Here is a 13,099-nt window from a genome sequence, read left to right as displayed (position 1 = left end):
ATAAAAATGTTTTTTCACTTAAAGGAGTAATTTTTATGTTATATCGGGATTTTGGAAAAACCAAAGAAAAGGTTTCAGTACTGGGATTTGGCTGCATGCGGCTTCCCCTAAAGGGAGATAATCCCATGGATATCGACGAGAAAACTGCTATAAACATGCTGCGCAGTGCCATAGATCAAGGTGTGAACTTCATTGACACCGCCTACCCTTACCACGGTATTAGTATGGATCAGGGAGGTGCCAGTGAGCCCTTCCTAGCAAAGGCACTGCATGACGGCTACAGGGAGAAGGTGAAAATAGCCACCAAACTCCCCAGCTGGGCAGTAGAGACCAGGAAAGACATGGACAAATTCTTAGATGAACAGCTGAAACGTCTGGAAACAGATTGCATTGATTTTTACATGGTGCATGGTATTAATAAAAGCTACTGGAAAAATCTGAAAGAACTGGGATTTGAAGAATTTCTGGATGAAGCAATTGCTGATGGGAGAATAAAACTTGCCGGTTTCTCATTCCATGACCGAATAGAACTCTTTAAGGAGGTAGTGGATCACTATGACTGGTCTTTCTGCATGATTCAGTTAAATTATTTGGATGATGATTATCAGGCCGGAGAAGAAGGCCTGGAATATGCATCTGCCAGGGGTTTAGGTGTGGCAGTAATGGAACCTTTAAGGGGCGGCCACTTGGCTACCAACATCCCATCAGAAGTTCAAGAATTATTTGATGATGCAGAAACAAAAAAATCCCCTGCTGAATGGGCTTTAAGGTGGGTGTGGAACCATCCGGAGGTTTCAGTGGTCCTGAGTGGCATGACTACCATGGAACAGGTTGAAGAGAATCTGAAAATTGCCCAGGAAGCCCACCCGCATATGCTGACTGACCCGGAATTAGATATTACCCAACAGGCCAAGTCTATTTTCGAAAAAAAGGTTAAAATAAGCTGTACTGATTGTGGCTACTGTTTACCCTGCCCTTCTGGTGTAAATATCCCCGAAAACTTTGCCAAATATAATGACTACTTCCTGTTTGGTAATCCTGAAATGAAGGATCTTTACAAATTTAATTACCATACTTTCATGCCAGATCATGAACACGCCGCAGTGTGTAGTGAGTGTGGTATCTGTGAAGAACACTGTCCCCAGGGCATCAAGATAACTCAGGAATTGAAGAAGGTTAAAGACTTTTTTGAATAAATTTGCCAATAATAACATTCATCATTAGTTTCTGCAGATTGCCCTACCTTCGCTATTAGTTAATATTCCTGTAAACTTTAAGGGATTCTTTCAAGAATTTCTTTTTTTCGGAAGTTGTTGGTTTGTCCAGATTTAGAACGAAACGATCTGCATCCTTCCCTATTAAAGTTGGTGTTGCTGCGATTGATTTGGCCATGTTCTCACTACCATTATCCTACATATTCATGAGATTACATAAATATAAAAACCATATAGTGATCGTGAAATTATTTATATCAAAAATGGACTGGATATCATGTCAAATCTGGATTTGTATAGGAGTGAAAAGGATCATATACGGGAGAATCTCAATAAATACACAATAAAAGCATTTAAATTACTCCCTGAGATTGAGAATCCTCGTATTTTAGATATTGGGTGTGGAACAGGAGTTCCGACAGTGGAACTGGCAAAAATATCCGGAGGGGATGTTACTGGCCTGGATGATAATGCAACCTCATTGAATATGTTAAAAACAAAAATAAAGGCCCGGGGATTAGATAAACAAGTGAGGGTTATTAATGATTCAATTTTCACCATGGATTTTCCTGAGGAAAGCTTTGATATTATCTGGGCAGAAGGTTCAGTATTTGTAATGGGCTTTGAAAATAGTATAAAAAACTGGCGTCGCTTTTTAAAAAGTGATGGGTTTTTAGTAATTCATGATGATAGTAAAGATAAGGATAAAAAGCTTGAATTGATTAAAAAGCATGGTTACAGGCTCATTGATGAATTTGAATTATCACACCAGGTATGGTGGGATGAATATTATAAACCATTAAAACTGCTGATTAAAAACTTCAAAGATAAGCACCCTGATGATCAAAATCTAATAACTGAACTGAATATAGACCAAATGGAAATTGATCAAAGCTTTTCTTCGGTGATGGCCAGTTCCTTGATAATAATCATTCAAAAGACGTGAATAATTGGAATAATAATCTTTTTTTAGTTATTTCTACCATTTAATTCTTTCAAGGGGTTAACACTTTAAAAACTGATTTTCTCATTGGAAAGTCAGAAAATAAATGTTAAATAATTTTAACTGGTGCGGTTGAAGGTACCATTTTCCGGTGGGAAACTGAAATGTGTAACCTCTACTTGCTGCGCACCACCCGCTTGGAAATCTGTGAAGTTGAAAAAGTGATTGTTGGTTGGATCTTCAAAGGTAGTATTGCTCCAGTGCTTCAAATCAAAAGACTGGCTATTATTACCATAATTACAGATCAATGTGCCAGTATTCGTGGTTATGTTTATCAAGCCAAATACACTATGGGAATACTCACCAACATAAGCGCTTAAAGGCTGAGGATTATCTATATACTGATCCGGGACATCCTCTATCCAGGTATTGTCAGTGAGATTCTTCCTGGCAGGCCAAGGATCAAAGGCGTCATTACCTTTTAATAACTCCCTAAATTTAGCATCCAAGCAAATTTTGAAATTATACGCATACTGTCCGCCATTGCTCAATATGACTATGCCTAAATCCTTGGTAGTATAAATGGTAATCTGACTGAAAAATGCGTCACTATCTCCATCATGATATATGGTGGTGCCGTTATCTTTGGTCCCCCATCCATAACCAATCATTGAAGTATTTTTCTCGTTAATGTACATTTTTCCAGTGCGTGTTTCATCTAATTCTTTTTTAGAAACGATCTGAACACCATTATACACTCCAGTATCTGCAATTTGGAAGCGAAGCCAGTTGGCCATTTCGCTGATTGAACATGCCATACTACCTGCTGGGCCGATTGGGTCAGGAATAACATCATAGGATTTCATGGTGCCATTTTTGAGAAGTTTATAGGGAGTGACATGATTGGATGAATTCATAAAATCATAATAGCTGGTGGTGGCAGTGGTCATTCCCAATGGATCCAGGAGATCATTCTTAATTAATTCATTCCAGGTCGTGTTACTGGTCCTTGCTGCACAGTAACCTGGCAATGCATAAAGCATACTGTTGTACTGGACTGTACTTCTAAATGGGGTGGTATTTTCCATGTAACGAAGCTTGTAAAGAGCAGCAGAATATGAATCATTAAAATAGGTAGGATAATCATTTCCACCTTCAACTGGTAATCCGCTATTATGGATGAGACAATCGTTGATAGTTATATTTCCAGTTACGTAGTCATCATATAACTGGAATTCATCTGGTGCCGAATAATAATCAGTTATGGGATCTGTCCAGTTCATTAACCCTTTATCTACTAATTGTGCGATATTGGTTGCTGAGAATTGTTTGGTGATGGAACATATTCCAAATAACGTGTTCTCGTCAACTGGTTCTCCTGATGCTAAATCTTTAACTCCCAGACAATTCATGTAAAGTATTTTATCGTTTTGAACTATTACCACAGCCATACCCGGGATCAGGGATTGGTTGTAATATGATTTAATGTACTGATCAAATAAGCTGATTATATGATCCATTGGATCTGGAGAAGGTTCAGGACCGGGTGAAGGATTCACTGACGGACTCATGGATGATGAAGATTGACTATAACCTCCGGGTGAGAATGGAATGGATGTTAATAAAGTTGTTGAAGGAAGAATATCATAATTGCTTGTAGTGTTGTTCCCGGTTTGGTTAACTGTAATCAATTCATTATCTAAAGGGGATGTGTTAAGATTCAGGGGATTAAAAATCAAAACTCCGACTACAACTACCACTAATGTAAAAAAAATAAAAATTCCTGCTGAAACTTTATCATCCACTCTTCTCCCCCCGCTCATGGTAAAATTGTACTTTTAGCTATTCCTACTAACCATATATATTTAATAAAGTTTATCTTATTAATTGTTACTAAGTATCTTATTAGTTTTTAATAAAAAAATACAGAATTAGAATCTTTCTTTAAATTCAATCATGTCCTTTTACGGGCCTGTAACAAGTGTAAATCTTCTGATTTAATTATAGTATTTGCCATTTAACATTAATTTAATTTTATAATATCTAAAATTCTTAATCCTAATCTAGCCCACAGGAGTCCTTTACCCGCTTTTTAATCACATCCACGATCCGTGGATCTGCCCCGATTGGTTCGATGTAGACAATTTCCCCATCAAATTCAATTACTTCCTGTTTTTCATTATAATAACCCGCATCCTTGCGTGCTTCACCCAAACCAAGCATGTATGGGATGTCTTCTTTGGTATGGAGGCCGTGGGCTAAAAAAATAGGTGCTGCAATAATTTTATTTACGCCTTTTCCTGCAAGGGCATTGAGTGCAGTGGGAATTGATGGTTTTTCAATATTCATAAATCCCATTTCAACCGGGTAGGGGGATGTTTCTTTATACATTGAGGATAGTTTGTAAATCACATCATTACTCTGAGGTAAGCTACTTCCATGCCCAATCAGTAATATCCCTATCTTTTCGGTGCTGTTTGATTTGCTGTTCATAATTTCATCATCCGGCTTTTTTTTTAAGATCCTTTTATAGATAAGATCCCATTATAACTCGCTTTTAAAATCACTCTATTAAATCCGATGGGAATAATATCATCGTTTTTTTAATTTTGAGGAATATCTTTAGTGTAAAGAATGTTTATGGTATTAGGAATGTCTTTTAGTGTTATGAATTGTCTACGGTGTATAAGAATGTCTTTGGTGTTTAATCCAAGGAAATACTCATTCATGGCTATTTATCCAGTACAGACTTGTAATAATAATACCCATTGATTTAATACATATTTCTATACAATCATTACATTATCATCCTATTTAAAGATACCATAAATCTTGTTTGAGTAATACTCAAATTTATTTGATTTTTTTCAAACGATTACACCATTTATAAACTTTTAAACTTAAATTAAATCAAAATAATAATTTAAATGTTAAAATAGGTTGAAAAAGGTAAATTTAAAGGACTATAAGATTCATAATAAAAAATCAATTATTATTTATACACATCGAATGGGTGTATTTGAATGTTATCTGAAAAACTAGACCTGGGAAAGATGAAAAAATCAGAAAGGGAAAATACAACCACTTATGGAAGCCGATATTTCAGTGAGAGTATTCCCAAATATGAGATGCCAGAGGATGGAATGCCAGCAAAAGCTGCATATCAACTGATAAACGAGGAATTAAATCTGGATGGGAATCCAGCTTTGAACCTGGCCAGTTTTGTAACCACCTGGATGGAACCAGAAGCAGACCAGCTGATCATGGATAGTGTGGGTAAAAACTATGTGGATAACGATGAATACCCTCAAACCTCTAAAATCCAGGACAGGGTGGTTAACATGCTTGCCCGCCTATTTAATGCACCCCATGACTGTAAATCCGTGGGAACCGGGACTATAGGATCCTCTGAGGCCATTATGCTGGGACTGTTAGCCCACAAATGGACCTGGAGACAACGCAGAGAAAATGAGGGCAAAAATTGGGATAAACCCAACATTGTAATGGGTGCTGATGTGCACACTGTATGGGAGAAGTTCGCCAAATATTTCGATGTGGAATTAAAGCTAATACCACTAAAAAGAGATGTTTACACAATAACTGCTGAAGATGTTGCCCAGGAAGTTGATGAAAACACCATTGCTGTGGGTGCGGTTATTGGAACCACTTTCACCGGCCAAATGGATCCAATTAAAGAAATCAATGACTTACTTGTTGATATTAAAAAAACCAAGGGATGGGACATACCCATCCATGTTGACGGTGCCAGCGGAGGGTTCGTAGCACCATTCATTTTCCCTGATATGGAATGGGATTTCAGACTGGAACAGGTGAAATCCATCAATGTATCTGGCCACAAATACGGTCTGGTATACCCGGGGGTGGGATGGATAATATTTAAAGACAAATCTGACCTGCCTGAAGATCTGATATTCGATATCAACTATCTAGGGGGATTAATGCCCAATTACTCCCTAAATTTCTCCAAGGGAAGCAGCACCATAATTGCCCAGTATTATAATCTCATAAGACTCGGTAAGAAGGGTTATAATGATATAATGGCCAACATGTTCGAAAACACTCTTTACCTGGCTGGAGAACTTCAAAATTCAGGTAAATTTGAACTCATAAATAAAAACATCATTGTACCATTGGTAGCAGTAACTTTAAAAGAGGCTGATTTTTCAGTATTCCAGCTTTCGGAAAAACTTCGGGAGAAAGGATGGATTGTACCTGCTTACACCCTCCCTGCGAATGCAGAGGATGTGGCTGTTCTGAGAATTGTTGTTAAAGAAAATTTCGGCCGGGACATGGTGGAGATGCTTCTGGAGGATCTGATGGAATCTTACCATATACTGGAAAAAGAAGGGGCTAAAGAGGTGAAGGGACCTAAAAACCCAACATTATTGTATTAAATCCGTTAATATTCTATTTAAGACTGTCATCATTGAATAAAATAATGAAGTAGGTTTTAGATAATAAAATGGATTGGGGTAGTTATTTATTGAATATTATCCCCATTTTCAATTCTTTTTAATTCCCTTTTAATTCCTTCTAATTCCTTCTAATTCTTTTTAAATTCGTTCTTTGTAATTCAATTCCGTGAAAATAATGGTGAATTTTGTTCCATGGGTTCTATCTATTTTAATGGTTCCTTCCAACTGATTTACCAGGTTGTTTACCAGTTGCAGTCCCAGTGTTTCTGTATTTTCTGGTTGAATATGGGAAGGTAATCCCACCCCATTATCTGAAATCACAAGTTTAAAACGGTCTTCTATTTGATTAAGCTCTATTTTAATGAATCCGTTGGTATTTGAAGATTGAGGGAATGCATACTTTAAACTATTGGTAATCAGTTCATTAATAATGAGTCCACAGGGTATTGCCGTGTCAATATTCATTTCCACATCTTTGACATCGAAAACCTGTCTAATATCCCTTGCTTGTACCTTGTATGTGTAAATCAGGTTTGATGCAAGTTTTTCTATGTAATCTTTAAAATCAATTTTAGTGAAGTTAGGTGATTGATAGAGTTTTTCATGTATCATGGCCATGGAACGGACTCTTCCCTGGCTCTCTTTCAAAACATCCAGTGTTTCTTCTCCCTCCACATGTTGACTTTGCAGGCTCAGGAGACTGCTGATAATCTGCATATTATTCTTAACACGGTGATGAATTTCCCTTAAAAGAACTTCTTTCTCATCTAAAGACTCTTTAATAGCTTTTTCAGCAAAAGAACGTTGAAGAGCCATGGATGCCTGGTTTACAATAGTTTCTATTGTTCTTTCATGTTTCATGAGTTGTTCTTGGGGAAGGAAAATACTCAAACCACCATAATGGTGATTATTACAGTAAAATCCCATATTATACACCTTTCCAATATCAAGTACCCTTTCAATCATCCTGAAAACTTTGGGAGAGATTTTTCTAAAGGCTAAATTATATACTTCTTCTGTTGATTCGGTAAGATGATCACTGAAATAATCGCCCATCCTATTCTGGGAAAGGTTATCTACTGGAAATTTGATTTTAAACAGATCGATTTCCAGAATGTTCTCTAGTTCATTTAGATATTTTTCAAAACCAAAGCATTCCGCTACGTGGATATTTTTTTCATCGGGAGTGATTTCGCTGATTATCACATAAGAAGAGGGTAAGAGTTCTTTTATTGTTTCACCAATTATATGATATATTTCACTTGTTTTAGAGGTGCCAACCAGTTGTGTTATCACTCGGTTCAGTGTTTCTTTTTCGTGTAAGGATTTTTGAAGATTTTCTTCAGCCTGTTGTCTTTCACTGATAAAACGAGTCTGCTGAACATTTTGATATGCTAAAGAGGATAATTGGTTTGCAAATGCAAAAAGAACTTGAGCAATCTTCCTAAATTGGTTTTTAGACATTTCAGGAATTTCAAGAAATGCTTTGATGTATTCTTCTGGATTGACTCCTATCTTTTGGGCGTAGATCCGCATTTGATCTTCATCTGATGCTGATTCATCCCGAACATGACCAATCAACCAGTTAGCAATGTGTTTCCCTCCAACATTGATATTTGCCCCTGCTTCCCAAAGACTGCCGTTAAGACATTTTTTTATAATTGGGCCTTCAAACTGATTTTGACTCATTAAAGAATCAAATTTAAATGGATTTTCCGTGTTTTCTTCCAATTTTCCCACAATATCAAATAAACGACAAAATTTACTTGGTCGGGTAATTGGTGTACCATCTGGTTTGATAATGATGGATGACACTCCAGTGGCTTCTGAAAAAAGATCCTGCGTCTCCTGAATATCTTTAAGATTGAAAAGGTCCTGGAATTTAATTTCTTTGGTATTATCCAGGGGTCTTGAGAGAGCAACAATTCTTTTGTCCAGTGCTTCTTCCATCTGTTTTCGATGGGTGATGTCACGGGTAACATAACCAATTCTGTATCCCGTACTGGTTTTTATGGGAAATGCAAGCTGTTCAACATAACGAATCTCCCCATCAGGACGTATCATATCAGTTTCGTGAATTTTACTCAAGAATGGGGCTTCCCCAGTTTTCAAGGCTTCTAACTGGAGTTTCATAATATGTTGCAGTCGATTCAGGGTCTGTCGTTCTGGAGGTGTTAACTGGTATTTTATCTCCCAAAATAACTTACCAATGGCTTCGTCTTTTTTAATCCCAGTTATTTTTTCGTGTCCCTTATTCCATTCAATAACATGCCCTTCTTCGTCTAACAATACAATACCATCTAATGATTGTTGAATGAAGGTGCGGAATTTTTCTTCACTTTCTTTTAGTGCCTCTTCGGTTCTTTTACTCAATGTAATGTCTTTGAAAATACACTGGGTTTTTTTAAATTCCCCATCAGCATCATATCCAACTTTACCCTCATAAGAGACGTTGATGGTTGACCCATCTTTTCTCACCATTTCCAATTCTACACCCTGAAATTCTCCTGAAGATAAAAAAATAGGGAAACAAATCTTAAACTGTTCAACATAATCTGGGGCAAGAAACTCACCAAACCACTTTCCAATAACCTCTTCACGAGAATAACCCAGGGTATCTAACCATACCTGGTTTACTTCTATGAAATGCCCCTCTTCATTTAAGGATTGATAAGGGAGTGGGATTTCATCATAAAAACTTTTAAACAGTTCATCATTTAATGAATTAGGGGGATTACATCTTTTTAAATCTATATTTTCTTTTAAATCTATAGAAGTAGTATTATTTCCAGTATTGTCCTTATTATTGGTGTGTGCTATTGTTTGTTTGTAAATAGCCAGGTCAATGGTAAATTTTAACTGGTCAAGATCATACTCTTCAGCTTTTAGAAGATAACCGTGGGGTGCATTTGCTAAAAGATGTTTTAAAGGAGAACAATCTGATTGTATTATTTCGTTTAAATTAATAATGGGAACAATCGGTACATTAGAGTTAAAAATCGTTTTATTCCCTTCAATTCTCCTTTTATTTCCCATTTGAAAATTAATTAAGTTTTCAGGTTTGATATTCATCAAAAAAAGATCAGCATCTAATTCTTCAGCTTTTCTAACAGCTTCTGCACCGTGGAAATCAGTATATACTATTTGATGACCCATGGTTTGGAGGTTATCTTTCAGATCCAGGGCTGCACTACTGTTATCATTTACTAAAATTCTGGCCAATATTCCCCCTCACAATACGAGTAAAAAATCTTACTTTAAGAGTTATGTTTATTTATGTATATTAATATCTTTCTAAATATTTTTGACACAATGAGGGGTATTGTAAAGGTTCATTAATGAGAATAATCGATAATAAAGCATTATATAGCCTTATTTATCAATACATTCTTCATTCGTATCTAATTTTCACTTAGAAATTAATTAATTAGTAGATTTAGTGTTGATTAAAAGTTTCAACGGGTTTTTAAGAGATTTGTGGTTGATCTGGTCACATCTGAAAATTCAACCTCTGCCTCCCATTTAACCTTACATTCGCATTCTTCTTCAGGGGGAATGGTCTGGTTGATGTTGGACTCTATAATCAAATCTTTTAGTTTGGAATTACATTTTTTACAGTTATAGGGTCCCCTTCGGGTTCCGAATCCAGCAGTATCCATGATCACCGGGATTTTAACAGACTTTCGCACCCTGCGGATGATTTCCAAAGTACTCCAGATCCAGGGGGGCTGATAAGACCCACGACGCCATAGTAGTTCCATTAAAGTTCCCTTATGGATGGTTGAAGGGCAAAAAGACACCCTACCTACTCCAATTTCCGCTGCATATTGGGCAGATTTCACAGCATCTTCAATTGCTTCACCTTCAGAGGTTAACACGGGTTTAACCAGCAAATAAACCTTACCTTCAACTTTAAAATCAGATTGGAGGTTTTTAATGGTGCTCATGGTTTTTTCAAAATCTTCACGTGTGAATCCTTTGTTTATTCTCTGCAGGCGAATATTATCATCCGCACTCTCCAGGCCCATGGCCACTTCAAATATTTTATCTGGTATTGATTGACAACAATCCCTCAGAACTTCTTCAGTGACATATTCTGGTCTGGACTCAACTACAACTTCTTCAACATCATCATAATCGTTAATAATTCTGAAAATCTCCTGCCGAGCATCCTCTGATATTTCGTCAGGGTTTAAGAAGCTGCCGGAGACAAATATCTTAATGGCAGTGGGTCCTGCAATCTCCTGTTTTTGAATTTGCCTCTGGAGTAGGTCTTTGAAAATTTCTACCAGTTCTTCAGTAGAAACCTCTTCCAGGGGTGAGTCTGCAATGTAACTGCACATACTACAACCTCCTGAGCCTGCCAGAGCCCAAGCACATCCTGGTGTGGGTAGAACTATGAATATGCTTCTGCCAGGTCCAGAATATAACAAGTCGTCTCCGGACCAGCTGGCAGCCGATTCCTGTGGAGATCTTTTTTTAACCCTTTTCAGGGCTTTTTTCCTGATATCGGGTAGTAAATTATTTAGGGGTTGCTGGTTGTTCATGTGGTTAAAGTTATAGAATTCAATTAATATATGTTATAGCAAGATCTTGAGTAAATTAAAAAATCCAACTTATAAAATTCGAAAATGTTTATTGGATTGAAATTTTCTATATGGGCAGCTATATATTGGTTGTAGTGGGGATGGTGAGTGAACTGGTCCGGGAGATTAAGGTCAAATCTGTTTTAAACAAACAAAAACATGCTGATGAGTGGTTCCTGTCAGGTTATTCTTTAAACCCCTACTCTGGTTGTTCCTTTAACTGTGTCTACTGTTACACCCGGGGCAGCAAGTACGGTGAACACCAGGTCCCTGGTCTGGCTGTTAAGATAAATGCACCAGAGACACTGGTTAGGCAGCTTAAAAACAGGGCCCGAAAAAGAGAGTACGGATTCATAGCTTTCGGTTCAGCTACCGATCCCTACCTGCCAATTGAAAAAGATCTCAAGATTACAAGAGAGCTTTTAATGATTATTTTAAGATTCCATTTTCCGGTAAATATTTTAACTCGTTCTCCATTGATATTGAGAGATCTGGATATTCTGGAAAAAATTGGCAAAAAGGCAGTGTTACCTCCGGAACTGGCAGAGAAGATGGATACTGGAGTTGTAACTTCCTTTTCTTTCTCCACCACTGATGAATATCTCTCCAAAATATTTGAACCCGGAGCTCCCCCTCCCCAGGAAAGATTGGAAACAATGAAGAAATGTAAAAAGGAAGGTTTCCTTGTAGGGGCCATTTTCATGCCTCTTTTACCATTTCTATCAGATAAAGAGGAACATTTAGATGAAATGATTAAAAAAGCTAAAGATTATGGTGCTGATTTCATCTTAGCAAGTGGATTAACCCTTTTTGGTGAGGGGCCCCAGGACTGTAAAACCAGTTACTATCGTGTTCTGGAGGAACATTTCCCAGAACTTGTACCTAAAACTAAGGCATTGTTTGGAAATTCCTTTGCACCATCACGTAGATATCAGCAGGAACTTCATCATAAAGTAGTTAAACTCTCTAAAAAGCATGAAATCCGCAATAGTGTTTATAAAGATGGAAATGTCTATGAAAAATGGTTTGAATAATGATGATAACCGAATGGAATACCGAATTTAGTAGTTTGAAGAAGAATTTAGTAGTTTGAAGAATTTTAAGGTTCAAAGAATTAGAATCTTAGAGATTTTATACAAAAAAGAAAAAAGAAAGAAGTGTTGTTAGAAGTTGTCTATGACTTCTCCTAACAGTTTGATGGATTTTTCTTTGTCTGGACCGATAGGGGAACCAGCTACGTACTGGGTTACGCCCATTTCACCGAGAGCTTCGATTTTGGGTACGAAGTCTGCGGGTGTTCCTACGACAGAGAATGCGTCCATGAGTTCGTCGGTAACAGCTCCAATTGCTCCACCGAAGTCACCTTTACCTAAGAATGCACCGAATTTAGCTCCTGTGTCAGGTGCTAGTCCGTGTCTTTCGAAGACTGGTGGTGGGGATCCGGCTGCGATGAAGGCTACAACGATTTTTGCTGCGCCTAGTGCTTTACCAGCGTCATCATCTATGGAACAGCAAGTGTATGCTGCAACGTCAACGTCGGAGATGGATTTACCTTCTGCTGCTGCTCCTTCTTTTATGAGAGGTACAGCTGCTTCAAAGTCTTTTGGGTTTGATGCGTTAATTAATGCACCGTCTGAGAATCCTCCGGCGGTTTTGAGCATCATTGGTCCTTGTGCTCCCATGTAAATAGGGATTTTTTCCTGGACTGCTTTGGTACCCATTAGGTTTGCGCCGCTTTCAGTTTTTCCGCCGGACATTAAGGTACTCATCATAGTGATGGCGTCTTTGATGGTGGACACAGGTTTGGTCCATTCAATTCCTAAAGCATCGAAGGTTGCCTTGTCTCCAGGGCCAATACCTAGGGTTGCTCTTCCGTTGGATAGTTCATCTAAGGTTGTGATTGCGGAAGCAGTTATAGCT

10 protein-coding genes are annotated in these 13,099 nt (G+C 37.6%); 4 read left to right on the top strand and 6 right to left on the bottom strand.

The features are described from left to right. The first annotated feature begins 35 nt into the window (after window positions 1–35). Window positions 36–1,196, top strand: coding sequence for an aldo/keto reductase (locus tag HY987_RS03705; RefSeq protein ID WP_292755848.1), 1,161 nt, complete (start codon window positions 36–38; stop codon window positions 1,194–1,196). A 55-nt stretch (window positions 1,197–1,251) separates the two neighbouring features. Here the strand turns inward: HY987_RS03705 and HY987_RS03700 are convergent, their stop codons facing one another. Next, complete coding sequence (locus HY987_RS03700; RefSeq protein WP_292755847.1) at window positions 1,252–1,392, bottom strand: hypothetical protein; 141 nt, start codon at window positions 1,390–1,392, stop codon at window positions 1,252–1,254. A 99-nt stretch (window positions 1,393–1,491) separates the two neighbouring features. Between HY987_RS03700 and HY987_RS03695 the strand changes: the two genes are divergently transcribed. Next, window positions 1,492–2,160 carry a class I SAM-dependent methyltransferase gene (locus HY987_RS03695; protein WP_292755845.1) on the top strand — a complete coding sequence of 223 codons (669 nt, stop codon included), beginning with the start codon at window positions 1,492–1,494 and terminating at the stop codon, window positions 2,158–2,160. A 116-nt stretch (window positions 2,161–2,276) separates the two neighbouring features. On the opposite strand, the gene HY987_RS03690 is transcribed toward HY987_RS03695, so the two are convergent. Beyond that, window positions 2,277–3,962 carry a serine hydrolase gene (locus tag HY987_RS03690; RefSeq protein ID WP_292755843.1) on the bottom strand — a complete coding sequence of 562 codons (1,686 nt, stop codon included), beginning with the start codon at window positions 3,960–3,962 and terminating at the stop codon, window positions 2,277–2,279. 253 nt (window positions 3,963–4,215) lie between these two features. Continuing rightward, window positions 4,216–4,650, bottom strand: a complete 435-nt coding sequence (cfbA, locus tag HY987_RS03685) for a sirohydrochlorin nickelochelatase (RefSeq protein ID WP_292755841.1) — start codon at window positions 4,648–4,650, stop codon at window positions 4,216–4,218. A 530-nt stretch (window positions 4,651–5,180) separates the two neighbouring features. On the opposite strand from cfbA, the gene HY987_RS03680 reads away from it, so the two are divergent. Next, a complete protein-coding gene (locus HY987_RS03680) occupies window positions 5,181–6,572 on the top strand; it encodes a glutamate decarboxylase (protein ID WP_292755839.1) in 1,392 nt (463 codons plus the stop codon). Window positions 6,573–6,731: 159 nt separating this feature from the next. Here the strand turns inward: HY987_RS03680 and HY987_RS03675 are convergent, their stop codons facing one another. Both HY987_RS03675 and HY987_RS03670 read right to left on the bottom strand, forming a co-directional pair. Further along, window positions 6,732–9,815: a PocR ligand-binding domain-containing protein gene (locus HY987_RS03675; RefSeq protein WP_292755837.1), complete on the bottom strand. Its 3,084-nt coding sequence runs from the start codon at window positions 9,813–9,815 to the stop codon at window positions 6,732–6,734. A gap of 233 nt (window positions 9,816–10,048) precedes the next feature. Beyond that, complete coding sequence (locus HY987_RS03670) at window positions 10,049–11,140, bottom strand: archaeosine biosynthesis radical SAM protein RaSEA (RefSeq protein ID WP_292755835.1); 1,092 nt, start codon at window positions 11,138–11,140, stop codon at window positions 10,049–10,051. A gap of 140 nt (window positions 11,141–11,280) precedes the next feature. Between HY987_RS03670 and HY987_RS03665 the strand changes: the two genes are divergently transcribed. Next, a complete protein-coding gene (locus HY987_RS03665) occupies window positions 11,281–12,213 on the top strand; it encodes a radical SAM protein (RefSeq protein WP_292755833.1) in 933 nt (310 codons plus the stop codon). A gap of 129 nt (window positions 12,214–12,342) precedes the next feature. On the opposite strand, the gene mer is transcribed toward HY987_RS03665, so the two are convergent. Further along, window positions 12,343–13,099, bottom strand: a 757-nt coding sequence (gene mer / locus HY987_RS03660; protein WP_292755831.1) for a 5,10-methylenetetrahydromethanopterin reductase, incomplete at its 5' end; no start/stop codon positions are given.

Source organism: Methanobacterium sp., assembly GCF_016217785.1.
In the GTDB taxonomy this organism is placed as follows: domain Archaea; phylum Methanobacteriota; class Methanobacteria; order Methanobacteriales; family Methanobacteriaceae; genus Methanobacterium.
This window is presented reverse-complemented; position numbering and strand designations above follow the sequence as displayed.

Bases quoted from the DNA above. Each gene is read 5' to 3' on its own strand.
- HY987_RS03705 (WP_292755848.1), top strand. From the start codon at position 36: ATGTTATATCGGGATTTTGGAAAAACCAAAGAAAAGGTTTCAGTACTG.
- HY987_RS03695 (WP_292755845.1), top strand. From the start codon at position 1,492: ATGTCAAATCTGGATTTGTATAGGAGTGAAAAGGATCATATACGGGAG.
- HY987_RS03680 (WP_292755839.1), top strand. From the start codon at position 5,181: ATGTTATCTGAAAAACTAGACCTGGGAAAGATGAAAAAATCAGAAAGG.
- HY987_RS03700 (WP_292755847.1), bottom strand. From the start codon at position 1,392: ATGGCCAAATCAATCGCAGCAACACCAACTTTAATAGGGAAGGATGCA.
- HY987_RS03670 (WP_292755835.1), bottom strand. From the start codon at position 11,140: ATGAACAACCAGCAACCCCTAAATAATTTACTACCCGATATCAGGAAA.
- cfbA (WP_292755841.1), bottom strand. From the start codon at position 4,650: ATGAACAGCAAATCAAACAGCACCGAAAAGATAGGGATATTACTGATT.
- HY987_RS03665 (WP_292755833.1), top strand. From the start codon at position 11,281: ATGGTGAGTGAACTGGTCCGGGAGATTAAGGTCAAATCTGTTTTAAAC.